25 protein-coding genes are annotated in these 26,981 nt (G+C 71.7%); 3 read left to right on the forward strand and 22 right to left on the reverse strand.

From position 1 onward, the window contains the following. Window positions 1-39 precede the first annotated feature (39 nt). The 12 genes from B0I28_RS20585 to B0I28_RS20640 form a co-directional block, all read right to left on the reverse strand. The gene (locus tag B0I28_RS20585; protein WP_106365716.1) at window positions 40-474 is read right to left on the reverse strand and encodes an FHA domain-containing protein; all 435 of its coding nucleotides are present in this window, start codon (window positions 472-474) and stop codon (window positions 40-42) included. Window positions 475-510: 36 nt separating this feature from the next. Then, a complete protein-coding gene (gcvH, locus tag B0I28_RS20590) occupies window positions 511-888 on the reverse strand; it encodes a glycine cleavage system protein GcvH (protein WP_106365717.1) in 378 nt (125 codons plus the stop codon). Between the two features lie 146 nt (window positions 889-1,034). Next, window positions 1,035-1,646, reverse strand: a complete 612-nt coding sequence (locus B0I28_RS20595) for a CDP-alcohol phosphatidyltransferase family protein (protein ID WP_106365718.1) — start codon at window positions 1,644-1,646, stop codon at window positions 1,035-1,037. Window positions 1,647-1,996: 350 nt separating this feature from the next. After that, entirely contained in the window at window positions 1,997-2,611 is a 615-nt protein-coding gene (locus tag B0I28_RS20600; protein WP_106365719.1) for a hypothetical protein, read from the reverse strand. 152 nt (window positions 2,612-2,763) lie between these two features. After that, the gene (locus B0I28_RS20605) at window positions 2,764-3,372 is read right to left on the reverse strand and encodes a YesL family protein (protein ID WP_106365720.1); all 609 of its coding nucleotides are present in this window, start codon (window positions 3,370-3,372) and stop codon (window positions 2,764-2,766) included. Then, complete coding sequence (locus B0I28_RS20610; protein ID WP_106365721.1) at window positions 3,372-4,262, reverse strand: carbohydrate ABC transporter permease; 891 nt, start codon at window positions 4,260-4,262, stop codon at window positions 3,372-3,374. Before B0I28_RS20610 ends, B0I28_RS20605 begins: the two co-directional genes overlap by 1 nt. Window positions 4,263-4,329: 67 nt before the next feature. Beyond that, entirely contained in the window at window positions 4,330-5,319 is a 990-nt protein-coding gene (locus B0I28_RS20615) for a carbohydrate ABC transporter permease (protein WP_219926893.1), read from the reverse strand. A 71-nt stretch (window positions 5,320-5,390) separates the two neighbouring features. Then, window positions 5,391-6,686 carry an ABC transporter substrate-binding protein gene (locus tag B0I28_RS20620; RefSeq protein ID WP_106365722.1) on the reverse strand — a complete coding sequence of 432 codons (1,296 nt, stop codon included), beginning with the start codon at window positions 6,684-6,686 and terminating at the stop codon, window positions 5,391-5,393. A gap of 54 nt (window positions 6,687-6,740) precedes the next feature. Then, a complete protein-coding gene (locus B0I28_RS20625) occupies window positions 6,741-8,186 on the reverse strand; it encodes a rhamnulokinase (protein ID WP_106365723.1) in 1,446 nt (481 codons plus the stop codon). Further along, window positions 8,183-10,213 carry a bifunctional aldolase/short-chain dehydrogenase gene (locus B0I28_RS20630; RefSeq protein ID WP_106365724.1) on the reverse strand — a complete coding sequence of 677 codons (2,031 nt, stop codon included), beginning with the start codon at window positions 10,211-10,213 and terminating at the stop codon, window positions 8,183-8,185. The genes B0I28_RS20625 and B0I28_RS20630 overlap by 4 nt, the downstream gene beginning before the upstream one ends. Beyond that, window positions 10,214-11,383, reverse strand: a complete 1,170-nt coding sequence (rhaI, locus tag B0I28_RS20635) for an L-rhamnose isomerase (RefSeq protein WP_106365725.1) — start codon at window positions 11,381-11,383, stop codon at window positions 10,214-10,216. It lies immediately after the preceding gene. Continuing rightward, a complete protein-coding gene (locus tag B0I28_RS20640) occupies window positions 11,380-11,760 on the reverse strand; it encodes an L-rhamnose mutarotase (RefSeq protein WP_219926894.1) in 381 nt (126 codons plus the stop codon). The genes rhaI and B0I28_RS20640 overlap by 4 nt, the downstream gene beginning before the upstream one ends. 234 nt (window positions 11,761-11,994) lie before the next feature. Here B0I28_RS20640 and B0I28_RS20645 point away from each other — a divergent pair, with 234 nt between their 5' ends. Beyond that, window positions 11,995-13,002 (forward strand): LacI family DNA-binding transcriptional regulator, encoded by a 1,008-nt coding sequence (locus B0I28_RS20645; protein WP_219926895.1) that lies wholly within the window; start codon window positions 11,995-11,997, stop codon window positions 13,000-13,002. 107 nt (window positions 13,003-13,109) lie between these two features. Further along, window positions 13,110-14,618 carry an arabinosylfuranosidase ArfA gene (arfA, locus tag B0I28_RS20650; protein ID WP_106365728.1) on the forward strand — a complete coding sequence of 503 codons (1,509 nt, stop codon included), beginning with the start codon at window positions 13,110-13,112 and terminating at the stop codon, window positions 14,616-14,618. 48 nt (window positions 14,619-14,666) lie between these two features. On the opposite strand, the gene B0I28_RS20655 is transcribed toward arfA, so the two are convergent. Next, window positions 14,667-15,155 carry an Lrp/AsnC family transcriptional regulator gene (locus B0I28_RS20655; RefSeq protein ID WP_106365729.1) on the reverse strand — a complete coding sequence of 163 codons (489 nt, stop codon included), beginning with the start codon at window positions 15,153-15,155 and terminating at the stop codon, window positions 14,667-14,669. A gap of 98 nt (window positions 15,156-15,253) precedes the next feature. Here B0I28_RS20655 and B0I28_RS20660 point away from each other — a divergent pair, with 98 nt between their 5' ends. Next, window positions 15,254-16,447 (forward strand): trans-sulfuration enzyme family protein, encoded by a 1,194-nt coding sequence (locus B0I28_RS20660; protein ID WP_106365730.1) that lies wholly within the window; start codon window positions 15,254-15,256, stop codon window positions 16,445-16,447. On the opposite strand, the gene B0I28_RS20665 is transcribed toward B0I28_RS20660, so the two are convergent. The 9 genes from B0I28_RS20665 to urtB are packed head-to-tail and all read right to left on the reverse strand — an operon-like array spanning window position 16,429 to window position 26,978. Next, the gene (locus tag B0I28_RS20665) at window positions 16,429-16,839 is read right to left on the reverse strand and encodes an SUKH-4 family immunity protein (RefSeq protein WP_106365731.1); all 411 of its coding nucleotides are present in this window, start codon (window positions 16,837-16,839) and stop codon (window positions 16,429-16,431) included. The genes B0I28_RS20660 and B0I28_RS20665 overlap by 19 nt on opposite strands. Continuing rightward, window positions 16,836-17,582: a maleylpyruvate isomerase family mycothiol-dependent enzyme gene (locus tag B0I28_RS20670; protein WP_106365732.1), complete on the reverse strand. Its 747-nt coding sequence runs from the start codon at window positions 17,580-17,582 to the stop codon at window positions 16,836-16,838. The genes B0I28_RS20665 and B0I28_RS20670 overlap by 4 nt, the downstream gene beginning before the upstream one ends. A 32-nt stretch (window positions 17,583-17,614) precedes the next feature. Beyond that, window positions 17,615-19,282 carry an allophanate hydrolase gene (gene atzF / locus B0I28_RS20675; RefSeq protein WP_106365733.1) on the reverse strand — a complete coding sequence of 556 codons (1,668 nt, stop codon included), beginning with the start codon at window positions 19,280-19,282 and terminating at the stop codon, window positions 17,615-17,617. Between the two features lie 29 nt (window positions 19,283-19,311). Continuing rightward, window positions 19,312-22,878 (reverse strand): urea carboxylase, encoded by a 3,567-nt coding sequence (gene uca, locus B0I28_RS20680; RefSeq protein WP_106365734.1) that lies wholly within the window; start codon window positions 22,876-22,878, stop codon window positions 19,312-19,314. A 19-nt stretch (window positions 22,879-22,897) separates the two neighbouring features. Beyond that, on the reverse strand, window positions 22,898-23,605 hold the full coding sequence (locus B0I28_RS20685) for a GntR family transcriptional regulator (RefSeq protein ID WP_106365735.1): 708 nt from the start codon (window positions 23,603-23,605) through the stop codon (window positions 22,898-22,900). Then, entirely contained in the window at window positions 23,602-24,294 is a 693-nt protein-coding gene (urtE, locus tag B0I28_RS20690; RefSeq protein ID WP_106365736.1) for an urea ABC transporter ATP-binding subunit UrtE, read from the reverse strand. The genes B0I28_RS20685 and urtE overlap by 4 nt, the downstream gene beginning before the upstream one ends. Further along, window positions 24,278-25,033 carry an urea ABC transporter ATP-binding protein UrtD gene (gene urtD, locus B0I28_RS20695; RefSeq protein WP_106365737.1) on the reverse strand — a complete coding sequence of 252 codons (756 nt, stop codon included), beginning with the start codon at window positions 25,031-25,033 and terminating at the stop codon, window positions 24,278-24,280. The genes urtE and urtD overlap by 17 nt, the downstream gene beginning before the upstream one ends. Beyond that, the gene (gene urtC / locus B0I28_RS20700; RefSeq protein WP_106365738.1) at window positions 25,030-26,097 is read right to left on the reverse strand and encodes an urea ABC transporter permease subunit UrtC; all 1,068 of its coding nucleotides are present in this window, start codon (window positions 26,095-26,097) and stop codon (window positions 25,030-25,032) included. Before urtC ends, urtD begins: the two co-directional genes overlap by 4 nt. Then, complete coding sequence (gene urtB, locus B0I28_RS20705; RefSeq protein ID WP_106365739.1) at window positions 26,094-26,978, reverse strand: urea ABC transporter permease subunit UrtB; 885 nt, start codon at window positions 26,976-26,978, stop codon at window positions 26,094-26,096. Before urtB ends, urtC begins: the two co-directional genes overlap by 4 nt. Window positions 26,979-26,981 lie beyond the last annotated feature (3 nt).

Raw genomic sequence — 26,981 nt, forward strand, 5'->3', positions numbered from 1 at the left:
TGACGCGCGCGCAGCGCGCGCCGGGGTACGGCGCCGGGGTCAGGCGGCCGGCTTGGGGCCGGAGATGAACACCAGGCGGAACTTGCCGATCTGCACCTCGTCGCCGTTGCCGAGGCCCGCGGTCTCCACGCGTTCGCGGTTCACGTAGGTCCCGTTCAGGCTGCCCACATCGCGCACGGTGAAACCGGCCGCGTCGCGGTGGAACTCGGCGTGGCGCCGCGAGACGGTCACGTCGTCGAGGAAGATGTCGGAGTCGGGATGGCGCCCTGAGGTCGTCACCTCGGTGTTGAGGAGGAAGCGCGCACCGGCGTTCGGTCCGCGGCGGACCACCAGCAACGCGGTGCCCGCCGGGAGGGAGTCCGCCAACCGGGCGGAGTTGAGCTCCGCGTCGACCTCGCCGCCCTCCTGCAGGGCGGACAGGTTCATCGTGGCCGTGACATCCGGCGGAGGGAACTCGTCATTCGAACGCGTCATGGGATTGCCACCTTCTAGCAAGTCTGGACCCTCTGGTCACTCCGTAAGCTTCGCATATGCTCCGGCGTCGAGCAAAGCACTGAGCGAGCCGGCATCCTCGACTTCGATGTCGAACATCCAGCCCGCCGCATAGGGGTCGCTGTTCACCAATTCCGGGGATTCCGACAATTCGTCATTGCACGCAAGAATCTTACCGGTCAGGGGAGCGTACACGTCGGAGACGCTCTTGGTCGACTCGACTTCGCCGACCACCTCGCCGGCCCGGACCTCGGCACCGGCCTCCGGAAGTTGGACGAATACGACGTCGCCCAGCGCGTTCTGCGCGAACTCGGTGATGCCGATGCGCACGACGTTGCCGTCGCGGCGCTCGACCCACTCGTGCTCCGCCGTATAGCGCAGTTCTTCCGGAATCACCTGGTGCCCCCCTCTGCGAGCGCCCCGCCCTGTTGCGGGGTCGGACGTCCATGACGGTATCGCCCGTCAGAACGGACGTTGCGGCGGGGCGGCGACCGCGTGACGGAACGCCGCTTCCAGAAGCAGCGGTGGGACCGCTTCCCTGCTCACGCCGCGACCTCGGTGCGGGGGCTCCCTGCTTTGAGGAGCCCGCGGGCCTGCCGCAGGTAGACCAGGGCCGCGAGCCAGTACAGGCCCAGGCCCCACCAGGCGAGGGCCCAGCCGAGGGGCTTGGCCCAGAAGTCGGCCTCGGGCACGAGCCCGGCGATGACGAGCACCGGGAACGTGCAGAACACGATCGTCGTGGAGGCCTTGCCGAGGAAGTGAACTTGGGGCGGGGCGTGGCCGTGCCAGCGCAGCACGATGACCATGCCGACCATGACGGCCTCGCGGGCGAGCGCGGCGAGGGTGAACAGCCACGGCAGCAGGCCCACGTAGGTGAGGGCCAGGAGCGCGGTGAGGATGTAGAGCCGGTCGACGAACGGGTCGAGGAGCCGCCCGAGCTTGGAGACCTGGTTGAGGTGGCGGGCCAGCTGTCCGTCGACCCAGTCGGTGCCGGAGCCGACGGCGAGGACGACCGCGGCCTGCCAGTAGTACTGGGTGCCGAGGAGGAGGTAGCAGAACAGCGGGATGCCGAGGAGGCGCACGGCGGTGACCAGGTTGGGCCAGGTCCACACGCCCCATCCGGCGGGCGGCGCTGCATCGGCTGACTTGCTCAAGGTGTTCCTCTCGGCGGCGCCGGTCGCCGTGGCGGCCCGGTGCCCTGGGTCGGTCTCCTCTCGCTCGCCGGCGGGCGAGCGGTGTGTGGTCGTTTCGTTTCGCTTCGGTGGGTGTACCGCGATTCTAGCCGTAGGCACCGACACGCGTACCGCGGAAATTCGAGCCCTTGCTTGTGTAGCTGACGGGCGAAGCCCGGCGTTATCGTGACCCGAGGCCGAGGTGGGGCCGCGATTCCACAAGAGGCGGTACGCCTCGGAGTCGATATAACTCTTATGCAAAACGTGATAGGAAACAACCCGGGCCGATCCTGTGGGATCGGCCCGGGTCTCGAATCGGGTGCCGTACGGGCCTAGGCGGGCGGGGCGCCGGGGATGAACTTCTCCGGCTCCTCCTTGCGGAAGTAGGCGTTCGCGGAGGGCACGGCCAGCAGGACGATCACCAGCAGCGAGCCGAGGATGCCCAGGGCGAGGGCGCCGTAGGAGACGACCGCGGTCCAGGACGGGTAGGCGCCGGTGACGGCGTCCACGATCGCGTCGACGTCGAGGGCCTCCAGGGTCTCGTCGCCGGAGTTCTCGAACGCGTAGGACAGGAACTGGGAGAGGAACAGCGTCGACAGCATCCCGGCGAGCGTGCACACCAGGATGATCGGCTGGAGGACCCACGTGAGGACGCGGGCCGGGCGCTTCCCGGCGCCGTTGAGGAGCGCGAGCACCACGAGGAGCGCGGCGAGCACGATGTTGAACACGAGCGCGCCGGGGCCGGACTCGAACGAGGTGCCCTGGGGCAGGTCGGACATGGCCACGCCCTGCGCTTCGAGGGCGTCCTCGGCCGCGTCGGCGGCGTCGGGGCCGTAGACGAAGCTCAGGGCCGTCTGCGCGAGCAGGAACAGGGCCAGGAGGATCTGGAGCCACACCGCGAGGGTGACCGATCCAGGGCGGGTCTTGGGGGGCGAGGTGTCGGACATGGTTGCCTCCGTGCGGGTTCACGGGCGCGGCCGTGACGGCCGGACCACTGGGGGTGGTCTCCCCACGCTAGCAAGCATCGACACCCGTCGCTGGAAGGAATACCCGTCCTTCTGCGGCAGTAGGCCCAGGCGCCCCGACTCGGCCGTGAGGACTACTCCCCTGCGTCCTCCTCCGCCCGCTGGAGCGCCCTGCGGCGCACCGCCACCGCGGCCCCCGCCAGGCACCCGGCCATCGGCACCGCCAGGAGCCACAGGGCCCACGCGGTCGCCGCCAGCACCGCCACGCCGCCCAGGAGGATCCCCGTGCCGCCGAGATCGGTGCGGGTGCCGTCGAGGGCGCGGGCGAACAGGTCCCGCCACCGCTCCCCCGGGGCCCACTCCGCGGCGGCCCGCAGCAGGACCGTCGCCGCGAGCCCTGCGACGACGAACGTCGCCAGCGCGAACCCGGGCCGGCCCGGCACGCCCTCCTGCGCGAGCACCGCGAGGTTGAGCGACAGGACCAGGGCCGCGCCGATCATCGCGAGGCCGGTCTTCCAGCCGGTGCGCCACGCCTCGCGGAAGTCCGCCCAGAACGAGCCCCACGACGTCGGGTCCCCTTCCGAGAAGGCCCGCAGGTGCCGGGACGCGGCCGCCAGCGCGGCCGGGACCGTCACGACCGGGATTGCGGCGAGGGCGAACCAGACGCCGGTCAGCAGGCACTCGGCGAAGAGCGCGAAGCCCTCGCCGAACGCCTGCCGTCTCGGTCTTGCGATGGCGGCCATCAGCCCTTGACCCCGGAGGTGGCGATGCCCTTGATGAGGAACTTCTGGAAGACCAGGAAGAACAGCACCACGGGGACGAGCGACAGCAGCGTCATCGCCATCATGCCGCCGTAGTTCGAGACGGCCTCGGTGTTGTTGTAGGACTGGAGGAGCCGCGGCAGCGGGAACTTCTCGATCTCGTGCAGGTAGATCAACGGGCCCATGAAGTCGTTCCAGGAGCCGATGAACGTGAAGATCGAGGAGGTCACGATCGCGGGGCGCAGCAGCGGCAGCATGATCGAGAAGAAGATGCGGAAGTGCCCGGCGCCGTCGATGGTCGCGGCCTGGTCGAGTTCGCGGGGGATGCCGCGCAGGAACTGGATGTACATGAACACGAAGAACGCGTCGAGGGCGAGGAACTTGCCGATGACGAGCGGGAAGATCGTGTTGACGACGTCGAGCTCGGAGAAGATCAGGTACTGCGGGATGAGCATGACCTGGCCGGGCAGCAGCAGTGTCGCGATGACGACGGCGAACATGGCCTTGCGCCCGGGGAACTCCAGGCGGCCCAGGGCGTAGGCGGTGATCGAGCAGGAGACGACGATGCCGATCACGGACAGGGCGGCGATGACGAACGAGTTCCAGAAGAACCGCCACAGGGGGACCCCGGCGAGGCCGTCGAAGGCGCTCGCGAAGTTCTCCCACGTGATCGTCGCGGGGATCGGCGACAGGTCGGTGATGATGTCCGCGTTGGGTTTGATGGACGCGGTGAGGACCCAGAACGCCGGGTAGAGGACGACGACGAGGGACGCCAGGAGGCACAGGTGCCACAGGACGGAGCGGCCTTTTTCTCCGGCGGTGCGCTGGCGGCGGCCGACGACTCGGGGTTCGGTGGTTGCTTCAGCAGTCATCAGCGTTCACTCCGGTTTGGGGAGAGGCGAGCGAAGCGAGCCGGTTGGGTGGGGCGACGGGTGTGGGTCATCGGTTGTCCTCCCCCGCGTAGTAGACGAGGTTCTTGGCGGCGCGGAACATGATGAGGGTGACCACGCCGACGGCGAGCACGAGCATCCACGCCCATGCGGACGCGTAGCCCATGCGCAGGTCGACGAAGGCCAGCGCGTAGATGCGCACGGTGTAGAAGAGCGTGGACCAGGCGGGGCCGCCCGCGGTGCCGCCGATGATGAAGGCGGGGCCGAACATCTGGAACGCGTGGACGGTCTCCATGAGCACGTTGAAGAAGATGACCGGGGAGAGCATGGGGATCGTGATGTGCACGAACCGGTGCCACTTGCCGGCGCCGTCGACTTCGGCGGCCTCGTAGAGCTCGCCGGGGACCTGGAGGAGCCCGGCCATGAAGATGACCATGGGCGCGCCGAAGGTCCAGACGCTGAGGAGCACGAGCATGAGGATGGAGACGTCGGGGTTGCCGATGAACCCGCCGCCCTCCCAGCCGAAGAGGCTCATGAACTGGTCCTGGGGGCCGTCGGCGGCGAAGAGCGCCTTCCAGACCAGGGCCATGCCGACGCTCATGGCGATGAGCGAGGGCATGTAGAACGCGGCCCGGTAGAAGCCGATGCCGCGGCGCTTCTGGGTGAGGAGCATGGCGACGGCGAGGGACGCGAGGAGCTTCAGCGGGACGGCGAGGACGACGTACAGGAGCGTGACCTTGACGGCCCGCGCGAACATCGGGTCCTCGAACATGGCACGGTAGTTCTCGAAGCCGATGAAGTCGCCGCCGAGGACGAGGTGGTAGTCGGTGAACGAGAGGTACAGCGACCACAGCATGGGCCCGACGGTGAACACCAGCGAACCGATGATCCACGGGGTCATGAAGGTGTAGCCGGTGAGCAGTTCGCCGCGGCGGGAGAGGGAGGGGCGGCGCTTGGCGGCGCCCTTCTGCTTCTTCGCCTGCGCGGTGGCTCCGGCCTCGTCTGCCGCGGGCGGGGCCGCGGTCGGAGGAGCTGTCACGGTGAGGTTCCTTATCGGCGTTGGCTTTCGGGCCGCGCGACGAACGGGGCGCCGCGCGGCCCTGGGAGGGACTACTGCTCGGAGGCGAGGAGGGTCTCGGCCTCGGTGAAGAAGAGGTCGGCCGCTTCGGTGGTGGTCATGGCCGCGTACTGGACCTGCTGGTAGATCTCGCCGAACTTGACCTCGATGGCGCCGGTGGCGGCGGGCGGGGCGGGCGGCGGGGTCGTCAGGTACTCGGAGACGCTGGCCTCGTAGTCGAGGACGGCCTGCGCGTACTCGTCGAGCTCGACGTTCTCCAGGCCGGTGTTGGTGGCCGGGATGCCGCGGTTGGTGCCGAGGATCGCGATCGCCTCGGGGTCGCCGAGGAAGAAGTCGATGAACTTGGCGGCCGCCTCGGGCTGCTCGGTGGTGCCGGAGATGACCAGCTGCATCGAGGGCTTGAGGTAGAGGCCGAGGTTGCCGGGGTCGAGGCTCGGCGGGGCGGCGAGGGCGAGCGTGCCGCCGTTCTCGGCAACGGTCGGCGAGAAGCCGGGCATGAAGTTGTCCCAGCCGATCTCGGAGGCGAGGGCGTCCTGGACGAGGCCGTCCTCGGTCCATTCGATGGTGGTCTCGACCGGCGGGACGTTGCCCGCGGCGTACAGGTCCGCGGTGGTGGCCCACCACTCGGCGAGCTGCTCCTTGGTGAAGTTGAGGGCCTTGCCGTCCTCGGTGTAGAACGAGCCGCCCTGCTGGCGCAGCCACAGCTCCATGAAGTGGTACTGCCCGGCCCAGTCGCCGCCGCCCCACTTGCCCTCGCCGAGGGCGGGGGTGAGGGCGGCGATGTCGGCGCCGTACTGCTCCCAGGTGTAGCCGGGGGCGGGGGTGGCGATGCCGTGCTGCTCGAACCAGTCGGAGCGGTAGATCAGGCCGAGGGTGTTGCCCGCGGCCGGGACGGCGATGAGCTGGCCGTCGAGCTTGGCGGTGTCGAGGAAGCCCTCCCGGAAGTCGTCGGTCTTGACGACGCCTTCGAGCGGCAGGAGCATCCCGGCGCCGCCGAACTGGCGCAGGCGCGAGTAGTCCATCTGGAAGACGTCGGGCAGGTCGCGCGAGGCCATGCGGCCGGCCATGCCCTCCCAGTAGGTCGGGAAGTCGGCGAAGTTCGCCTTGACCTTGATGCCCTCGTTCTTCTGCTGGAACAGGTCGATGACCTGGTTGGTGAGGTCGGCGCGGGTCTCGTCGCCCCACCATTCGAAGCTGATCTCGATCGGGTCGTCGGCGGTGCCCGCGGGCCCGTCGTCGCCGCAGGCCGCGGCGGCGGCCAGCACGGCGGCGGCCGAGGCGCCCGTGAGGAGGGATCGGCGCCGCAGGCGGTGAGGATGGCGGATCATCGTTGATTGCTCCTTCTGAAATGAGGGGTCCCGCCGAGGGCGGGCCTTCGGGATCTATTGAGGCGGTCCCGACAGTCGTCGGGTGGCTTGCTCCCAGGGGTCTTGCGGCCCTTGGGGTTCGTGGCGCCTGGGCTGCGCGGAGGCGCGGGCCGCGGCGCGGCGGGCGTCGGGTCCGGGGCCGATGAGGCCGAGGGCCTGGGCCTGGACGAGGGCGTTGCCGAGGGCGGTGGCCTCGTCGGGTCCGGCGAGCACGGGGCGGCCGGTGGCGTCGGCGGTGAGCTGGCACAGGAGGGCGTTCTTGGAGCCGCCGCCGACGATGTGGATCGTGTCGACCGCCCCGCCGGTGAGGGCTTCGAGGGCGTCGATCGCGCGGCGGTGCGCGAGCGCGAGGGAGTCGAGGATGCACGCGGCGATCTGGGCGGGGGTCTCGGGGACCGGCTGGCCGGTCTCGGCGCAGTAGGCGCGGAGGCGCTCGGGCATGTCGCCGGGGTCGGCGAAGCGGGGGTCGTCGGGGTCGACGACCGAGCGCAGGCGCTCCTCTTTTCCTGCGGCGTCGAGGAGGTCGGCGAGGTCGATGTCGTGGCCCCTGCGGCGCCAGGTGTCGACGGACTCGGAGAGGAGCCAGAGTCCGGCGACGTTGCGCAGGAAGCGGATCGTGCCGTCGGCGCCGCGCTCGTTGGTGAACCCGGCGTCGAGTGCCGCGGGGGTGGCGATCGGGGTGTCGCGTTCGGTGCCGACGAGGGACCAGGTGCCGCAGGAGATGTAGGCGGCGTTCGGGCCTTCGTAGGGGACGGCGGCGACGGCGGCGGCGGTGTCGTGGCTGGCGGTCGCGATCACCTGAGTGGCGGCGGCGAGGCCGGTGGCGTCGGCGATCTCGGGGAGGACCGGGCCGAGGACGGTGCCGGTGGGGGTGACCGGGCCGAGGAGGCCCAGGTCGATCCCGGCAGCGTCGGCGGCGGCTGCGGACCAGTCGCCGGTGGCGGGGTCGAGTAGCCCGGTAGTGGAGGCGTTCGTGGCCTCCCAGGCGGCCTCGCCGCTGAGCCAGTAGGTGAGCAGGTCGGGGACGAGGAGGGCGCGGTGGGCGCCGGGCGCGTCGGCGGTGAGCTGGAAGACGGTGTTGAACGGCTGCGGCTGGATGCCGGTGAGCGCGAACAGGGTCTCGGGGGTGGTGCGGGCGAGGACGTCGGCTTTAGCCTTGGCGCCGCGGGCGTCCCGGTAGCAGTAGGGGTTGGCGAGGAGGTGGCCGTCGGCGTCGAGGAGGCCGTAGTCGACGGCCCAGGAGTCCACGCCGATCGCGGCCGCCTCGCCGACGGCGCGCAGGCCGTCGAGAACGCCGGACCACAGGCCGAGGACGTCCCAGTACAGGCGCCCGCGGACCTGGACGGCGCGGTTGGGGAACCGGGCGGCCTCGGTGAGGCCGATCCGGTCCCCGTCCACGACGCGGGCGGCCATGACGCGTCCGGAGGACGCGCCGAGGTCGACGGCTGCCAGTACCGTCACCGCAGGAAGCCCTGCGGGTTGCCGGAGTCCACGGGGATGTGGACGCCGGTGGTCAGACCCAGGTCGGGGCCGACGAGCGCGTAGACGGCATCGGCGACCGAGGACGGGAGCACTTCGCGCTTGAGCAGGGTCCGGCCCGCGTAGTACTGGCCGAGCTCCTCTTCCTTGACGCCGTAGACGGCCGCGCGGTTCGCGCCCCACCCGGAGGCGAAGATGCCGGAGCCGCGCACGACGCCGTCGGGGTTGACGCCGTTGACGCGGATGCCGTGCTCCCCCAGCTCGGCGGCGAGGAGGCGCACCTGGTGTGCCTGGTCGGCCTTGGTCGCGGAGTACGCGATGTTGTTGGGGCCGGCGAACACCGAGTTCTTCGAGGCGATGTAGACGATGTCGCCGCCCAGGCCCTGCGCGATCATGAGGCGCGCGGCCTCGCGGGAGACGAGGAATGAGCCCTTCGCCATGACGTCGTGCTGGAGGTCCCAGTCCGCGGCCGTGGTGTCGAGCAGCGGCTTGGACAGGGAGAGCCCGGCGTTGTTGACGACGAGGTCGACGCCGCCGAACGCGAGCGCGGCCGCGTCCAATGCGGACTTGATCGCGCTTTCATCGGTGACGTTGCAGGACACCCCGACCGCGACGTCGGCCGATCCGATCTCGGCCGCCGCGGCGGCAGCCTTTTCCGCGTCGAGGTCGGCGATCACGACGCAGGCGCCTTCGGCCGCGAGGCGCTCGGCCGTGGCCTTGCCGATGCCACCGGCCGCGCCGGTCACCAGCGCGACGCGCCCGGCGAGCGGCTTGGGCCTGGGGCGGCGCTGGAGCTTGACCTCTTCGAGGGACCAGTACTCGATGCGGAACTTCTCGGACTCGGCGATCGGCTCGTACGCGGAGACCGACTCGGCCCCGCGCATCACGTTGATCGCGTTGACGTAGAACTCCGCCGCGACGCGCGCGGTCTGCTTGTCGGCGCCGAAGGAGAACATGCCGATACCCGGGACCAGCACGATCGCCGGGTCCGCGCCGCGGATCGCCGGGGAGTCCTCGGTCGCATAGCGCTCGTAGTAGGCGCGGTACTCCTCGCGGTAGGCCGCGTGGCGCTCCTGGAGCTGCGCGATCACGTCCGCAAGGGGCGCGTCGGCGGCGGTCTCCAGGACCAGGGGCCGGACCTTGGTGCGCAGGAAGTGGTCCGGGCAGGAGGTGCCCAGGGCGGCCAGGCGCGGCATCTCGGCCGAGGCGAGGAAGTCGAGGACCTCCGGGGCGTCGGTGAAGTGCCCGACCTGCCGGTGGTCGGTCGAGGCGAGGCCGCGCACGACGGGCGCAAGGGCGGCGGCGCGCTCGCGGCGCTCGGCCTCTCCGAGCGGGGCCCACTGGGCGACCTTGTCGCCGAACGGGTCCGGCTTGCCGTGCTCAGCGAGGTAGGTCTCGCAGCCGCGGATGATCTCCAGGGAGTTCGCTTCGCACTCCTCGGAGGTCGCGCCCCAGGCGGTGATGCCGTGGCCGCCGAGGATGCAGCCGATCGCCTGCGGGTTCGCCTTCTTGATCGCGGCGATGTCCAGGCCCAGCTGGAAGCCGGGGCGGCGCCAGTCCACCCACACGACCCGGCCGCCGAAGCAGGCTTCGGTGAGCGCGGGCCCGTCGGCGGCGGTCGCGAACGCGATCCCGGAGTCGGGATGCAGGTGGTCCACATGTGCGGCGTCGACGAGGCCGTGCATCGCGGTGTCGATCGAGGGGGCGGCGCCGCCGCGGCCGTGGAGGCAGTAGTCGAACCGCTCGACCATGACGTCTTCGTCATCGACACCCGGGTAGGTGTCGACCATGGCGCGCAGGCGGTCCAGGCGCAGCACGGCGAGCCCGGACTCCTTGAGGGTGCCGAGGTCGCCGCCGGAGCCCTTGACCCACAGCAGCTCGACGTCCTCGCCGGTGACCGGATCGGTCTCGGCGCCCTTCGCGGAGGTGTTCCCGCCCGCGAAGTTCGTGTTCCGCTTGTCCGCCCCCAGGCGGTTCGAGCGGGTGATCAGGTCGTTGACAGCGCTCACTTACGCACCCCATCCGGCCTGGGCGCCGCCGACGCGGGCGGCCTTGATCTCCTCGGCGTACCCGGAGGCGGCGTACGCGGCCATGGGGTCTGCGGCGAGGCCCTTCTCGGCGCGGACCTCGGCCAGGAGCGGGCGCACGTCGGTGTTGTAGGCGTCCATGAGGACCGCGTTCGCGCCGAGCACGTCGCCGGCCTGCTGCGCGGCGGCGAGCGCGTCGTGGTCGACCAGGAGGGCCTTGGCGGTCGCCTCCTGCACGTTCATGATCGAGCGGATCTGGCCGGGGATCTTCGGCTCGATGTTGTGGCACTGGTCGAGCATGTAGGCGATGCCCGAATCGGGGAGGAGGACGTCCTGGAGGGTGAGCTCGTGGAGGATCCGGAAGAGCTGGAACGGGTCGGCGGCGCCGACCATGAGGTCGTCGTCGGCGTAGAACCGGGAGTTGAAGTCGAAGCCGCCGAGCTTGCCTTCGCGCAGCAGGAACGCCACGATGAACTCGATGTTGACGCCGGGCGCGTGGTGGCCGGTGTCGATGACGACGTGGGCCTTGGGGCCGAGCTTGAGGCAGTGCGCGTAGGCGGTGCCCCAGTCGGGGACGTCGGTGGTGTAGAACGACGGCTCGAACAGCTTGTATTCGAGCAGGAGCCGCTGGTGGTCGCCGAGGCGGGCGCAGACCTCGGCGAGGGACTCGGCGAGGCGGTCCTGGCGCCCGGAGATGGAGTCCTGGCCGGGGTAGTTGGTGCCGTCGGCGAACCAGAGCTTGAGGTCGGCCGCGCCGGTGGCGTCCATGATGTCGACGCATTCGAGGAGGTGGTCGACGGCCTTGCGGCGGACCTTCGCGTCGGGGTGGCAGACCGAGCCGAGCATGTAGTCGTCGTCCTGGAACGTGTTCGAGTTGATGGTCCCGATGCGCACGTTCAGGTCCGCGGCGTGGCGGGCGAGGTCGGCGTAGTCCTCGACCTTGTCCCAGGGGATGTGGAGGGCGACGGACCCGGCGGCGCCGGTGTACTTGTGGACCTGGGCGGCGTCGGCGAGCTTCTCGTACGGGTCGCGCGGGACGCCCTGCTGGGCGAAGACCTTGAAGCGGGTGCCGGAGTTCCCGAACGCCCAGGAGGGCATCTCGATGCTCTGGCCCGCGAGGACCTGCTTGGCGTACGGTGTGCGGTCGCTCATTTGCGGGCTCCTTCAGCGGCGGCGTCGGCCGCGGCCAGTTGGGTCTCCAGGTTGAACACTTCGGTGAGGACGTTGAACGCGTCGTCGGCGTGCGCGCCGCCGGTGCCCTCGAAGAACGGGGCCATCGACTCCTGCCAGCGGGCGTTGACGTCGGTGCGGGCCATGGCCTCGCGGGCGGCGTCGAAGTCGGGGGTCTCCAGGTAGCCGACGAGGAGGCCGTCCTCGCCCAGGAACAGGGAGTAGTTCGTCCAGCCGGTCGCGGCGAGGGCGCGGAGCATGTCGGGCCACACGGCGGCGTGGCGCTCCTTGTACTCCTCGATGCGGTCGGGTCTGACGCGGAGGGTGAAGCACACGCGGGTGGGTGGCGCAGCGGTCACGGGGTTCCTCCCAGGAGGGTGCGGGCTCCGGCGTGTGAACGCCGTGTTTTTGAATCGTTTCATGAACGGATTTCGATAACGTAGAACGGGAAGCAAGCGCTTGTCAAGCCGCGGCCGGGAAGAAATTCGAACACGGTTCGGTATATGCTCCTCAAGCTCGCCGTTCACGGTTGAACCGTTTCAATCGGCGGGCCGCCTGCACCCCCGCCCCCCGATAGACTCATTGAGGTGACCATGACCACTACCAGTATGAAAGACGTCGCGCGAGCGGCCGGCGTCTCGGTCGGGACGGTCTCCAATGTGCTCAACCGGCCCGAGGCCGTCGCCGAGGAGACCAGGGCGCGCGTGCTCGCCGCCATCGCCGATCTCGGCTACGTGCGCAACGACTCCGCGCGCCAGCTGCGGGCCGGACGCAGCCGCACCGTCGCGATCGTGGTCCTCGACGTGGCCAACCCGTTCTTCACCGACGTGGTCCGCGGCGCCGAGCCCCTGGTGGAGTCCGCGGGCGGCGTGGTGACCGTGTGCGACTCCGGCGAGGACGTGCGCCGCGAGCGGCGGCACCTGGAACTCCTTGAGGAGCAGCGGGTCCTGGGCCTGCTCATCACCCCGGTGGACGACTCGTCGGCGTCGTGGATCGAGCGGCTCACCGGGCACGACATCCCCGTGGTCCTGGTCGACCGCGGCGCGGGCCGCCACCCGCACTGCTCGGTGGCCGTCGACGACGTCGCGGGCGGGCGCCTGGCCGCGAGGCACCTGGTCGAGCGCGGGCACCGGCGGATCGCGTTCATCGGCGGACCCTCGGCGATCCCGCAGGTCGCCGACCGCTACGAGGGCTGCCGGGAGGTGTGCGAGGACGCGGGCGTCGAGCTGGAGGTGTTCGCGACCCCGGGCCTGAACTTCCAGGCCGGGCGCGAGGCCGTGGAGGCGATGCTCGGGCGCGAGGACCGGCCCACGGCCGTGTTCTGCGCCAACGACCTCGTGGCGCTCGGCGCGCTCCAGGGGTTGACGATGCACGGCGTGAAGGTCCCGCAGGAGTGCGCGATCGTCGGCTACGACGACATCGACTTCGCCGCCGCCGCGGCCGTGCCGCTCTCGTCGGTGCGCCAGCCGCGGGCCCAGCTCGGGAGGACCGCCGCGCAGCTCCTGTTCGACGAGATCGCCGAAGGCACGGAGCACACGCACCGCAACGTCGTGTTCCAGCCGGAGCTGATCGCGCGGGCCTCGACGGCCCTCGAACTCTGACGACCCCGGTACTGTACCGGTAAAGCAATCTTTGGTAGCGTCACGGCTACCGGGACTCCAGGGTGCCCGGGTTACCGTTCACCACGCAGTCCCTACCGGAGGCGATCATGGCCGACCACCACCGCGCACGCATCGAGTTCGACCCCCGCTTCACCGTCGCCGAGGTCCCCGACAGGCTGTTCGGGTCGTTCGTCGAGCACCTCGGCCGGTGCGTCTACACGGGCATCTACGAGCCCGAGCACCCGACCGCGAACGCCGACGGCCTCCGCGAGGACGTCCTCGACCTCATCCGCGAGCTGGGCCCGACCATGATCCGCTACCCCGGCGGGAACTTCGTCTCCGGCTACCGGTGGGAGGACGGCGTCGGCCCCAAGGAGGACCGGCCCCGCCGCCTCGACCTCGCGTGGGGCACCACCGAGACCAACCAGTTCGGCCTCGGCGAGTTCATGAAGTTCTGCCGCACCGTCGACGTCGAGCCGAACATGGCCGTCAACCTCGGCACCCGCGGCCTCCAGGAGGCCCTCGACCTGTTCGAGTACGCCAACCACCCCGGGGGCACCTACTGGTCGGACCTGCGCCGCTCCCACGGCGACGAGGAGCCCTACGGCATCAAGCTGTGGTGCCTGGGCAACGAGATGGACGGCCCCTGGCAGATCGGCCAGCGCACCGCCACCGAGTACGGCCGCATCGCCGACCAGACCGCCCGGTCGCTGCGGTTCATCGACGGCTCCGACGACCTCGACCTGGTCGCGTGCGGCTCGTCCTCGCGCGGCATGCCGTTCTTCGGCGCGTGGGAGAACGAGGTCCTCACCCACACGTACGAGTCGGTCGACTACATCTCCGCGCACGCCTACTACCACCCGCTCGACGGCGACGTCACCTCCTTCATGGCCTCGGCGCAGGACATGGAGCTGTTCATCGACGGGGTGATCGCCACCGCCGACGCGGTGGGCGCGAAGCTCAAGAGCGACAAGAAGATCAACATCTCCTTCGACGAGTGGAACGTGTGGTACCAGACCGCGCCCACCGGCGAGCGCCCCGAGCCGTGGTCGATCGCCCCGCGCCAGCTGGAGGACCACTACTCGGCGATGGACGCGGTCGTGTTCGGGTCGCTGCTCATCACGCTGCTGCGGCGCTCGGACCGCGTGACCGCGGCGTGCCTGGCGCAGCTGGTCAACGTGATCGCGCCGATCATGACCGAGCCGGGCGGGCCCGCGTGGCGCCAGACCACGTTCTTCCCGTTCGCCGAGGCCTCGAAGTACGGGCGCGGCACGGTCCTGAACGTCAACGCCGACTCCCCCGCCTTCGACACGAAGAAGTACGGCGAGGTCTCGGCCCTCCACTCGGTCGCGGTGGCGGGCGAGGACGGGTCGGTCACCGTGTTCGCGGTCAACCGCGACCTGGAGACCCCGATGACCCTGGAGATCGACGCATCGTCGGTGCAGGTCGGGGACGTGACGGTCTCGACGCTCACGGACGCCGACCGGGACGCGAAGAACACCGTCGACGACCAGGACCGGGTCGCCCCGGTCGCCAACGGGGACGTCGTCGTCAAGGACGGCCTGATCACTGTGGAGCTGCCCGCGATGAGCTGGAACACCATCCGCATCGCATAGCGGCGCAATGCAAGGGGGCCCGGGCCGGTCGGTCCGGGCCTGCCGTCGTCACGGGAGGAGGCCGCGGCCGTCGCGGACCTCGAAGACGAGCTGCGTCTCGGTCTGGCGGACCATCGGGTGGACGGTGATGTGCTCCAGGATGAGGTCGCGCAGGGCCTCGGGCCCGGCGACCGCGGCGTGCAGGAGGAAGTCGTCGTCGCCGCCGACGTGGAAGACGGTGAGGACCCCGGGCAGGGTCGTGAGGCGGTCGTACAGGTGGTGGACGAGTTCGCGGCTGTGGGAGCCCAGGCGCACCTTGATGATCGCGTGGAGGGGCCGGCCGAGGGCTTCGGCGCTGAGGCGGGCGCGGATGCCGGTGACGACCCCGGATTCGCGCAGGGCCCTGACGCGGTAGGCGCAGGTGGACTCGGCGACGCCCGCGCGGGAGGCGATGGCGGCGTTGGTCATGCGGCCGTCCTCGGCGAGCGCGGCGAGGATCGCGAGGTCGGTGCCGTCGAGCGGGACCGGTTGCGTTTTCTTCGGCCGCGCGTCTGCCATGACGGCTCCTCCCGCTGAATCTGCACTGGTATCCCGGTATGCCGGGGCTTTCCGCGGCAAGTATTGCAGCAGGTTGGGGATCTGCCTAGAGTCCGGTCATGACTTCGCCGTGGCTGCAACCCGACACGATCGCCGTTCACGCCGGCCGCGAGGACCTCGCCGCACTCGGCGTGCACGCCCTTCCGATCGACCTGTCCACCACGAACCCGCTGCCCGACATCGAGGCGGGCGGCCTGTCGTACGAGGCGATGGCCTCCGGCGGGACGCCGACCACGGAGGGCGGGAACGTGTACGCGCGGCTGTGGAACCCCACGGTCGCCCGGTTCGAGTCGGCGCTCGCGCGGCTGGAGCGCACCGAGGAGGCCGTGGCGTTCTCCTCGGGGATGGCGGCGATGACCGCGGCGGTCCTGGCGGCGACCGCGGGCACGGGCCGCCGCCACGTGCTGGCCGTGCGGCCGCTGTACGGCGGGACCGACCACCTGCTGTCGACGGGCCTGCTGGGGACCGAGACCACGTACTGCACCGCGGCCGGGGTGGCCGCGGCGCTGCGGCCGGACACGGCGATGGTGGTGCTGGAGACCCCGGCGAACCCCACGCTCGACCTGGTCGACATCCGCGCGGTCGTCGAAGCGGCCCAAGGCGTCCCGGTGCTGGTGGACAACACGTTCGCCACGCCGGTGCTCCAGAACCCGGCCGACTTCGGTGCCGCGATGGTGCTGCATTCGGCGACGAAGTACCTGGGCGGGCACGGGGACGTGATCGCCGGGGTGATCGCGTGCGGGGCCGAGACCGCGGCGGCGCTGCGCCGGGTCCGGGCCGTCACCGGCGGGCTCCTGCATCCGCTCGGCGCGTACCTGCTGCACCGGGGGCTGACGACGCTGCCGGTCAGGGTCCGGGCGCAGCAGGCCGGGGCCGAGCGGGTCGCGGCGTGGCTGCGGGGGCATCCGGCCGTGGCGCGCGTGCACTACCCGAGCGGGGACCCGCTGCTGGGCGTGCAGATGCGCGGGCCCGGCGCGATGATCGCCGTGGACCTGCGCGGCGGCTTCGAGCAGGCGAAGCAGGTGACGGGCGCGGTCGGCCTGTTCACGCACGCGGTGTCGCTGGGCGGCGTGGACTCGCTGATCCAGCACCCGGCGGCGCTCACCCACCGGCCGGTCGCGGACGGCGCGAAGCCCGCCGACAGCATCGTCAGGCTCTCGATCGGTCTCGAAGCGCCCGAGGACCTCATCGCGGACCTCGACCGGGCGCTCGCCGCGCACCGCCCGGCCGCCGCTCACGCGGGCAGGGCGTAGCCCAGCTCTTCGGCGGCGGTCGACCAGAAGCCGTTCTCGTCGGCCACCGCGACCGGGTCGACGGCCTCGAAGCGCTCCAGGAGGGCGTCGGTGAACGCGTCCCCCGGGTCCTCCTCGTCATCGTCGTCGCTGAAGCCCGCGGCGGCGAGGCGCTCGGCTTCGGCGGCGGCCTCGGCGTAGATCGCGGCGCATGCATCGAACTGGGCGCGGCTCGCGTTGACCGGCGACAGGTCGCCGTCTTCGGGCAGGAGCCACACGGTCCCGTCGGCGCGGTCGATCCCGATCGCGCTCAGGCCCGGGTCGACCGCGAGGAGGTCGAAGTCGCGGTCCCCGACGCTGGCCTGCGGGAGCGGCTCGGCCTGCACGGCGCCGGGGTAGGGCAGGGCGGTCACTGCGCGAACATTTCGATGAGGTCGTACAGGGCCTGCGCGTCGTCGGCCTTGCCGTCCACGGTGACCGCGTCGACCGGGAGGCGCCGCCACAGCCAGCACAGGAGCTCCCCCGGCGTCCCGGACACGACGGTCCCGGTGCCTGCGCCGTCGGCGACGTCGATGCCCGCGGCGGTCACGGACACGGTCCAGGCCCGCTCCCCCGCGTCGAGTCCGACCTCCAGGCCCAGGTTCGCGGTGACGGCGTCGGCGACCCACTCGCGGTAGGCCCGCGAGCCCCACGCGAGCATGACCGTCGCCATCTCGTCGATCCCGTCGAGCGCCAGCGCCGCGTCGATCTCCGCGACCGGGAGGCCCGCGGCGAGTTCGGCGTCCACGCGGTGGACCACCGTCTCCTGCGCCATGCGGCGGATCCAGAACCCGACGGTCTGGTCAGGGCCGTACCAAGTGTGCGCCAGGCTCTCCGGGCCCCGGTCGTCGAACTCGGCGAGCAGCTCGGCGAGCGCGGCGTCGAACCGCTCCACGGCCACGCCCCCGCGCGCGATCCGGTCGGCCTCGGCGGGTTCGCGCAGCAGCCGCATCGACTGGATCTTGTGGTCGTACACCCCGGTCACGTGGTCGAGCAGGTCGGTGGCGGTCCACTCGGGACAGGACGGCACCTTGGCGTCGGGTGCGGCGGCGAGGGCGGCGGCGCGGAAGCGGGCGGCTTCGGCGACCAGGTGCGCCCGGAGGTCGGGGAAATCCATGCCCCGATCCTCGCACGCGGGTGCGACACCCGTCAGCCGCGCCGGTTGCGCCAGCCTCCCGCGGCGGTGATGTCCTCGCCCGCCGGTTCGTTGGCGACGAAGCCGGTGGCCCAGGTGCCGTCGGCGAGTTCGACCTTGCCGAGGGTCATGGGGGCGGGGAGGCCGGCGAGGAACGTGCCGAGGGCGGCGGGGCTGAGGAGCCAGCGTTCGCCGGGGAGGGCGGCGCCGTCGGCGGTGCGGACGACGAGGGGTTTGGGGGGCGCGGTGTCGAGTTCGTACATGCGGTAGGCGGGGGCGGTGGTCACCTCGCCGTCGAAGCGGGCGTCGAGGGCGAGCAGCTGGTGGTTGAGGGGCATGCCGGTCAGGTGGGCGCCGAAGACGACGAGTTCGGTCCCGCGGGGGGCGTAGCGGGGGGCGGGGACGTCCGCGGCGCGGGCGGCGAGGTCGAGGGCGACCTGGTCGTGGAAGGCGGGGACGATGACGCTGACGCCGAAGCCCTTGGTGCCGTGCGCGCCGGCGGGGACGGCGACGGCGGCCATGTCGAGGAGGTTCACGAAGTTCGTGTAGGTGCCCATGGCGGCGTTGACGGCGATGGGGTCGGCCTGGACTTCAGTGATCTGGGGGTGGAGCGGCGCGGTGGGGAGCAGGAGCGCGTCGAAGCCGTCGAGGAGGTCGGCGGCGCGGAGGCGGGCCGTGCGCAGGCGCTGCTGGTCGGCCACGAGGTCGGCGGCGCTGAACTTGCCCGCGCCCTTGACGATCTCGGCGACCGTGGGGTCGGCGTCGCCCGGCTGGGCCTCGATGTGGGCGCCGAAGGCGGCGTAGCGCTCGGCGACGAGCGCGCCTTCGTAGAGCAGGAGCGCGGCGTCGAGGAGCGGCTGGACGTCGACGGGGACGAGTTCGGTGCCCGCGGCGGCGAAGCGCGCGAGGGCGGCGTCCCAGAGGGGGCGGAAGTCGGGGTCGAGCGCGGCGAGGTTCGCCTCGACGGGGACGGCGGCCCGCGCGGCGGGCGGGGCCGCGAGCGGGGCGTCCGCGGGCCAGGGCCGGGACGCGGGGTCGAGTGCGCTCTCGCCGGTCATGGTGCGGATCGCGCGGGTCGCGAGGTCGAGGTCGGGGGCGAAGACGGTGAGGCAGTCGTAGGAGGGGCAGGCGGGGACGACGCCGTCGACGGGGACGAGGCCGAGGGTGGCCTTGACGCCGACGATCCCGTTGAGGGCGGCGGGGACCCGGCCCGATCCGGCGGTGTCGGTGCCGAGCGCGAAGTCGGCGATGCCGAGGGCGACGGCGACGGCGGACCCGGAGGAGGACCCGCCGGAGATGCGGTCGGGGTCGGCGGCGGCGCGGACGGGGCCGTACGGGGAGCGGGTGCCGACCAGGCCGGTCGCGAACTGGTCGAGGTTGGTCTTGCCCAGGCAGATCGCGCCGGCCGCGCGCAGGCGCAGCACCGCGGTGGCGTCCTGGATCGGCGTGTACGCGAAGGACGGGCAGGCCGCGGTGGTGGGCAGTCCGGCGACGTCCACGTTGTCCTTGACGGCGAAGACCGTCCCGGCGAGGGGCAGGCGGTCGCCCGCGTCGACGCGGGCCTGGATGCGGGCGGCCTCGGCCAGGACCTCGGCCTTCTCGCGCAGGCTGATCCAGACCTCGGGCCGGTCGGCCTCACGGATGCGGGCGTAGGCGGCCTCGACGCGTTCCACGGTGTTCACTCGGTCCCCTGTCCTGTTGTCCACGTTGTTTATCGGATGACCAGCAGCGGCGCGCCGGGCGCGGCCTGGTCGCCGGGCGCGGCGAGCACGCGCGTCACGGTCCCGGACACGGTGCACACTACGGGCATCTCCAGTTTCATCGCTTCGAGCACGACGACGGCGTCCCCGGCGGTGACGGTGTCGCCTTCGGCGACGTTGACGCGCCACACGCTCGCGGCCATCGGCGCTTCCACGAGGGTCTCGCCGTCGGCGAGCTCGATCGCGTTCCCGCCGCCGGGGGCGGGCTCGGTGTGGTCGCGGTCGAACTCCCCTGCGTCGGCCCAGCGCTGCCGCTCCGCTTCGAACGCGGCGGCCTGGCGGGTGCGGAACGCGTCGATCGAGTCGGCGTTGTCGGCGAGGAGGCGCCGGTAGTCGGCGTACGCGAACGTGCCTTCGCGGATGTCGATCTCGGCCCTTCCGGCGGCGAGGTCGCGGCGGGTCTCGGCGAGCTGCTCCTCGGAGACGCGTTCGAAGACGACGCGGTCGAAGAACCGCAGCAGCCACGGCAGGCCGTCCTTGAAGGACGCGAGGTCGCGCAGTCCGGCCCAGATAGGGGCGGTGCGGCCGACGAGCTGGTAGCCGCCCGGGGAGTCCATGCCGTAGATGCACATGTAGGAGCCGCCGATGCCGACGGTGCCTTCGGCGGTCCACGTGCGGGCCGGGTTGTACTTGGTGGTGACGAGGCGGTGGCGCGGGTCGACGGGGACGGCCGCGGGCGCGCCGAGGTAGACGTCCCCGAGGCCGAGGACGAGCCATTCGGCGGCGGTGGCGATGTCGGCGACGTCCTCGATCGAGTCGAGGCCGTTGATGCGGCGGATGAACTCGATGTTCGAGGGGTTGAAGAGGGCGTCGTCGCGCACGTTGGTGGAGTAGCGGGCGATCGCCTCGTCGACGACGGCGTCGTTCCAGGAGATCGGCAGGCGCACTTCGCGGGAGGGCACGGTCATGTCGCCGGTGTCGGGCAGGTCCGCTTCGAGCTCGGTGAGGAGCCCGGTGAGGGTGCGGATCGGGAGCACGTCAGGGTCGACGTGCAGGTGGAGGGAGCGCACGCCGGGGGTGGTGTCGATGAGCCCGGCGGGGTTGGCGGCGGCGAGGGCGTCCATGAGGGCGCCGACCCGCATGCGCAGCGCCAGGTCGAGGTGCATGGGCCCGTATTCGAGGAGGATCGCGTCGTCCCCGGCGCGGCGGTAGGCGACGGCGGGCCGGTCGTCTCCGGCTTCGATGAGCGCGAGGGTCGCTTCGTCGCGGGCGGCGCCGACGAGCGGGACGGGCGCGGCGACCGGGTTGGCGCGCAGGCGGTCCGCTTCGGCCTCGTCGACGGGCAGGAAGCGGACGGCGTCGCCGGGGCGCAGCTGCCCGAGCTTCCACCGGTCGGAGGTGGTGACGGTGAACGGGCACGCGAACCCGCCGAGGCTGGGTCCGTCGGGGCCGAGCAGCGCGGGCGTGTCGCCGGTGAAGTTGACGGTGCCGACCGAGTACGGGTTGTCGTGGAGGTTCGAGGGGTGGAGCCCGGCCTCGCCGCCGTCGGTGCGGGCCCACTCGGGGCGGGGCCCGTCGAGGCGCACGCCGGAGCGTCCGGCGTGGACCTGCACGGACCATTCGGCGTCGTAGATCCGCTCCATGTCCGCGACGGTGAAGTAGTGCGGGGCGGGCTGCGGGCCGGGCGTGACGGCGAGGGTCCATTCGTGGCCGAAGGACGGGCGGTCCGCCACCGGGACCGGGGAGGTGGTCCCGGTGGCGGTGACCGGGAGCAGGCGGTCGCCCGCGCGCAGCTGGTCGCCGGTGTAGCCGCCGATGCGGCCGGGCGGGAACGTCGAGGCCGAGCCGAGGAACGTCGGCACGTCGAGGCCGCCTTGGAAGAGCACGTAGGTGCGGGCGCCCGCGTCGATGATCTGTCCGACCGCGAGCTCGCCGCCCGCCGGGACCTCGATGGGGACCCACTGCTCGACGGGGGCGCCGTCGAGCGTGACGGGCGCGGGCGCGCCGGTGACGCACACCGTGACCGGGACGCTGAACCGCAGCGTCGGGCCCGCGATCGTGCATTCGAGGCCCGGCACCCCTTCGTCGTTGCCGAGGGCGCGGTTGCCGAGCCGGAACGACAGGTCGTCCATCGGCCCCGACGGCGGCACCCCGACCTGCCAGTAGCCGATGCGGCCCGGGAAGTCCTGCACCGTGGTGAGGACCCCGGCGGCGATGACGTCGATGCGCGGCGAGGCGTCCTCGATCGTGGCGACGGTGCCGGTGTCGTGCTCCACGGCGAGCACCCGCGGGTCGGCCGCGGCGGCCCGGAGCTGCCCGAGGTTGGTGTGGACGCCCTCGATCCTGGTGTCGCCCAGGGCGTCCGCGAGGGCGGCCCAGGCGTCGGCGCGGGTCGCGCCGGTGGTGACGACCTTGGCGAGCATCGGGTCGTAGACGGCCGGGACTTCGAGGCCGCGTTCGATCCACGTGTCCACGCGCGCGGTCTCGGGGAGGTCGACGCAGGTGAGGAGCCCGGCGCTGGGGAGGTGCCCGCGGGCGGGGTCCTCGGCGTAGACGCGGGCCTCGACGGCCGCGCCGGTGACGGCGGGGCCGGTGTCGGGGAGGCCGTCGAGGAAGGCGGTGTCGCCCGCGGCGGCGCGGATCATCCACTCCACCAGGTCGATCCCGAGGACCGCCTCGGTGACGGGGTGCTCGACCTGGAGGCGGGTGTTGAACTCCAGGAACGACGCCTCCTCGCGGTCGGCGTCGTAGATGAACTCGACGGTGCCGGCCGACAGGTACTGCGCCTCGGCCGCGAGCGCGCGGGCCGCCGCGTGCATTCCTTCTCGGACGGCGTCGGGGAGTCCGGGTGCGGGGGCTTCTTCGATGACCTTCTGGTGGCGGCGCTGGAGCGTGCAGTCGCGGTCGGCGAGGGAGACCACGCGGCCCTCGCCGTCGCCGAATACCTGGACCTCCACGTGCCTGGCATGCAATACATAGCGTTCGATATATACCGAGTCGTCACCGAAGTTGTCGGCGGCGAGGCGCTTCACGGACGCGAACACCTCGGCGAGCGCTTCGGCGTCCTCGGCGACGCGCATCCCGATGCCGCCGCCGCCCGCGGAGGCTTTCACGATCACGGGGTAGCCGATGGCCTCGGCGGCCTTGACGGCTTGCTCGGCGGTGTCGAGCGCGGCGGTCCCGGCGGCGAGCGGGACCCCGGCGAGGGTGGCGGCCTCGCGGGCGGTCACCTTGTCGCCGAACCGCTCCAGCTGCCCGGGGGTGGGGCCGATGAACACGAGCCCGGCCTCGGCGACGCGGCGCGCGAACTCGGCGCTCTCGGCGAGGAACCCGTACCCGGGGTGGACGGCCTGCGCGCCGGTGTCCTTGGCGGCGGAGAGGATCGCGTCGACGTTGAGGTAGGACTCGGCGGGGGCCGCGGGCCCGACGCACACGGCCTCGTCGGCCTCGCGCACGTGCAGCGACGCGGCGTCGGCCTCGGAGTAGACGGCCACCGTCTCGATCCCGAGCCGGTGGGCGGTCCGGGTGATCCGCCGGGAGATCTCGCCGCGGTTGGCGATGAGGATGCGCTCGAACATGGGTCTCGCTCTCGAAGTGCTAGGGCCGGACGGCGTTCGCGAGGTGGGCCCAGGTCAGGGCGGCCTCGGCGCGGCCGACCACGATGGACCGGGACGTCTCGATGTGGCGGGTGAGGATCGCGGTGGCCTCGCTGTAGCGCCCGTCGAGGGCGCCTTCGGCGATGGCGATGTGCTCGGCGATGGTCGACTCCATGCGCTCGGCCGTGAAGTAGTCGAACATGCGGGCGGGCCGGATGCGGTTGTTCACGACCTTGAGCGCCTCGGCGAGCTGCGGGTTGCCCGAGGACGCCAGGAGCGTCAGGTGGTACCGCTCGTCGGACTCCACGAACCCGGCGTCGGGCCCGGGCGGGGCGTCCCGCAGTCGGTACCAGCGGTCGAGCTCGGGCCCGAGGAGGTCCGGGTCGTGCTTGACGTCGGGGTCGGCGGCGGCGCGGGCGAGGCCGCGCAGTTCGAGCGTGAGGCGCACTTCGTACAGGTCGTTGAGCTGCTCGATGCGCGGCCGGTACGGGTACAGGCCGTCGACTTCGCGCGAGACGAGCCCGTCGGCCGCGAGGCGGCTGAGCGCCTCGCGGACCGGGGTGCGGGAGACGCCGTAGATCCCGGCGAGGCGCTCCTCGCCGAGGCGCTTGCCGGGTTCGTAGCGGCCGTTCATGAGGTCGGCGCGCAGGGCGATGTAGACGCGTTCGGCCAGGGGGCCTTCGGTGTCAGGCAGTGGCGAGAACGTCATATGGCCATCGCCTCCCGGACTCGGGTCTCGGCTTCGGTGCCGGTGGGGCCGGAGGAGGCCACGCGGCCCGAGCGCAGCACGTAGTAGCGGCTCGCGGCCTGGAGCGCGAAGCCGAGGTGCTGCTCCACGAGGAGCACGGACAGGCCGCCGCGCTTGGCGAGGTCCACGATGGTCGACTCGATCTCGGCGACCACGTTGGGCTGGATGCCTTCGGTCGGCTCGTCGAGGATGAGCAGGCGCGGCTCGGTGATGAGCGCGCGGGCGATGGCGAGCTGCTGGCGCTGGCCGCCCGAGAGCAGGCCCGCCTGGCGGCCGAGAAGGCCGCGGAGGGCCGGGAACAGGTCCAGCTGCTCGTCGATGAGGGCCCGGCCGCGCTTGCGTCCGTCGGCGACGAGGCGCAGGTTCTCCCCCGCGGTGAGATGCGCGAAGCACTGCTGGCCTTGGGGGACGTAGGCCATGCCCGCTTTGACGCGCTTGTTGGTGGGCCTGCCGGTGACATCCGCGCCGTCGAACTCGACGGCCCCCTTCATCGCGGGGATGAGGCCGACGACGGCGCGCAGGAGCGTGGTCTTCCCGGCCCCGTTGTGGCCCATGACGGAGACGACCTCGTCGGCGCCGATCTCCAGGTCCACGCCGTGGACGACGGCCGAGCGGCCGTATCCGCAGGTGAGGTCATGCAGTCGCAGCATCGGCGTTCTCCTTCGCGGTGCCGAGGTAGACCTCCTGGACGCGGGGGTCGTCGGAGACCTCGTCGACGGTGCCGGCGGCGAGGACCGCCCCGGCGTGGAGGACGGTGACGCGGTGGGCGAACGCCCGCATGAAGTCCATGTCGTGTTCGACCACGGCGACGGCCCGGTCGGCGGCGATGTCGTGGAGGAGCAGGCCGGTGGTCTCGCGCTCCTCGTGGCCCATCCCGGCGATCGGCTCGTCGAGGAGGAGCACGTCGGCGTCGCCGACGAGGAGCATCCCGATCTCCAGCCACTGCTTCTGGCCGTGCGCGAGGATCCCGGCGGGCGTGTCGGCCTTGTCCTTGAGGCCGATGCGCTCCATGGTGTCGGTGACGTGCTGCGGCAGGTGCTTGCGGCGGCGCAGGAGCGTCCACGGGGAGCGCCCGGCCCCGGCGGCGATGTCGAGGTTCTGGGCGACCGTCAGGTTCTCGAAGACGGTGGCGGTCTGGAAGGTCCGGCCGATCCCCTTGCGGGCGATGTGGTGGACCTTCTTGCCGCGCAGCTCCTCGCCGTCCTTGACGACCGAGCCGGTGTACTTGGCGAGGCCGGTGATCGCGTCGACCAGGGTGGTCTTCCCGGCGCCGTTGGGGCCGATGAGGAAGTGCACCTCCCCGCGGTCGAGTTCGAGGTCCACGCCCGCGACGGCTTTGAACCCGTCGAACGCGACTTCGATCTGCTTGCAGCTCAATGCGGCACTCATGCTGCGGCCTCCACTGGTTTGCGCTGGAACCGTTTCGTGACGGCGGCGACCGAGGCGATCCCGCCGGGGAGCAGGGCGATGACGAGGACGAACAGGAGCCCCTGGGCGTAGGTCCACGCCGACGGGAACTGCTCGGACAGGGCGGTCTGGGCCCACGCGACGGCGAGCGCGCCGATCACGGGCCCGAGGAGCGTCGCGCGGCCGCCGATGGCGACGCCGAGGAGGAACATGATCGAGGGGACGATCCCGATGCTCGCCGGGGAGATGATCCCCACGATCGGCACGAACACCGCGCCCGCGACGGAGGCGAACAGGGCGGCGACGGCGTACGCGACGACCTTGACGTTCGCGGCGTCGTAGCCGAGGAACCGCACGCGCTCTTCGGCGTCGCGCACGGCCACGAGCAGCTCGCCGTATCGCGAGCGCCGCAGTTGCAGGGCGACGGCGAGGACCACGAGGAGGATCCCGGCGGCGATGAAGTAGAGCATCTGCTGGTTGACCGGGTCGTCGAGGTTGTACCCGAAGAAGTACCGGAACCGGCTGAGGCCGTTGAACCCGCCGAGGGACTGCTGCCCGATGAGGAGGATCGCGAACGCCCCGGCGAGGGCCTGGGAGAGGATCGCGAAGTACGCGCCCTTGACGCGGCGCTTGAAGACCGCGAGGCCGAGGAGGACCGCGAACGCGGTCGGCAGGAGGAGGATCATCGCGATCGTGAACACGGGCGAGGAGAACGGCGCCCAGTAGGCGGGGAGTTCGCGGATGCCCGCGAGCTCCATGAAGTCGGGGACGGCGCCGGGGCCGTTGCGGAACTCGGCGTCGGCCATCTTCAGGTGCATCGCCATGAGGTAGGCGCCCATGCCGAAGAACACGCCCTGCCCGAGGGTGAGCATCCCGCCGCGGCCCCAGGCGAGGCCGATGCCGACCGCGACGATCGCGTAGCACAGGAACTGTGCGAGCAGGCCGAGCCGGAACCCCGACAGGAGCAGCGGCGCGAGGCCGAAGAGGACGAGCGCGGCGGCGGCGAAGCCGGTCCAGGTGCCGAGGCGCGATTGGAAGAACTTCATGCGAGGCTCCTGGTTCGCAGCGTGAACAGGCCCTGCGGGCGCAGTTGCAGGAAGACGACGATGACGATGAAGACGCCGACTTTCGCGAGCGACGCCGTCGAGTACGTCTCGAACACCGCCTGCATCGCGCCGAGCGCGACGGCGGCGACCACCGCGCCCTTGATGCGGCCCAGGCCGCCCGCGACGACCACGAGGAACGCGTCCACCAGGTACGACTGGCCGGTCGTGGGGCTCGTCGACCCGATGAGCGTCAACGCGACTCCGGCGACCCCGGCGAGGCCCGAGCCGATGAAGAACGTCGCCGCGTCCACCGTCCGCGAGGAGATCCCCGCGGTCTCGGCGAGGTCGCGGTTGCCGACGACGGCGCGGATGCGCCGCCCGGCGGGCGTGAACCGCAGGACCAGGGCGACGGCGGCGACCGACACGACCGCCAGCGCCATGATGAACAGGCGGGTCTTGGGGACGGTGACGCCGAGGAGGTCGACGCCGCCGCGCAGGAACTCGGGGACGGACACGTTCACTGCGGGCGCCCCGAACACGTCGCGGGCGGCCTGCTGGAGGATCAGGCCGACGCCGAAGGTGACCAGGAGCGTGTCGAGCGGCCGGTGGTAGAGGCGCCGCAGGAGCAGCGCTTCGAGGACCAGGCCCATCGCGCCGCCGACGAGGAATCCGGCGGGGAGGGCGATCAGGAGGGAGACGCCGGCGTCTCCGACGGCCTGCTGCACGACGTACGCGGTGTAGCAGCCGGCCATGATGAACTCGCCGTGCGCCATGTTGACGACGCCCATCTGGCCGAAGGTGAGCGAGAGGCCGAGCGCTGCGAGGAGCAGGATCGAGCCGGTGCTGAGGCCGGTGAAGAGCTGTCCTACGAGGAGGTCCACGGT

The sequence above is a fragment of the Glycomyces artemisiae genome (assembly GCF_003002955.1).
Taxonomy (GTDB): Bacteria; Actinomycetota; Actinomycetes; order Mycobacteriales; family Micromonosporaceae; genus Glycomyces; species Glycomyces artemisiae.

Excerpts from the sequence above, each read along its gene's own strand:
- B0I28_RS20605 (WP_106365720.1), bottom strand. The coding sequence starts at position 3,372 with ATGGCCGCCATCGCAAGACCGAGACGGCAGGCGTTCGGCGAGGGCTTC.
- B0I28_RS20645 (WP_219926895.1), top strand. The coding sequence starts at position 11,995 with ATGACCACTACCAGTATGAAAGACGTCGCGCGAGCGGCCGGCGTCTCG.
- urtC (WP_106365738.1), bottom strand. The coding sequence starts at position 26,097 with ATGAAGTTCTTCCAATCGCGCCTCGGCACCTGGACCGGCTTCGCCGCC.
- B0I28_RS20600 (WP_106365719.1), bottom strand. The coding sequence starts at position 2,611 with ATGTCCGACACCTCGCCCCCCAAGACCCGCCCTGGATCGGTCACCCTC.
- uca (WP_106365734.1), bottom strand. The coding sequence starts at position 22,878 with ATGTTCGAGCGCATCCTCATCGCCAACCGCGGCGAGATCTCCCGGCGG.
- B0I28_RS20585 (WP_106365716.1), bottom strand. The coding sequence starts at position 474 with ATGACGCGTTCGAATGACGAGTTCCCTCCGCCGGATGTCACGGCCACG.
- B0I28_RS20620 (WP_106365722.1), bottom strand. The coding sequence starts at position 6,686 with ATGATCCGCCATCCTCACCGCCTGCGGCGCCGATCCCTCCTCACGGGC.
- urtE (WP_106365736.1), bottom strand. The coding sequence starts at position 24,294 with ATGCTGCGACTGCATGACCTCACCTGCGGATACGGCCGCTCGGCCGTC.
- urtD (WP_106365737.1), bottom strand. The coding sequence starts at position 25,033 with ATGAGTGCCGCATTGAGCTGCAAGCAGATCGAAGTCGCGTTCGACGGG.
- B0I28_RS20610 (WP_106365721.1), bottom strand. The coding sequence starts at position 4,262 with ATGACTGCTGAAGCAACCACCGAACCCCGAGTCGTCGGCCGCCGCCAG.
- arfA (WP_106365728.1), top strand. The coding sequence starts at position 13,110 with ATGGCCGACCACCACCGCGCACGCATCGAGTTCGACCCCCGCTTCACC.
- B0I28_RS20655 (WP_106365729.1), bottom strand. The coding sequence starts at position 15,155 with ATGGCAGACGCGCGGCCGAAGAAAACGCAACCGGTCCCGCTCGACGGC.
- rhaI (WP_106365725.1), bottom strand. The coding sequence starts at position 11,383 with ATGAGCGACCGCACACCGTACGCCAAGCAGGTCCTCGCGGGCCAGAGC.
- B0I28_RS20660 (WP_106365730.1), top strand. The coding sequence starts at position 15,254 with ATGACTTCGCCGTGGCTGCAACCCGACACGATCGCCGTTCACGCCGGC.
- B0I28_RS20670 (WP_106365732.1), bottom strand. The coding sequence starts at position 17,582 with ATGGATTTCCCCGACCTCCGGGCGCACCTGGTCGCCGAAGCCGCCCGC.
- B0I28_RS20685 (WP_106365735.1), bottom strand. The coding sequence starts at position 23,605 with ATGACGTTCTCGCCACTGCCTGACACCGAAGGCCCCCTGGCCGAACGC.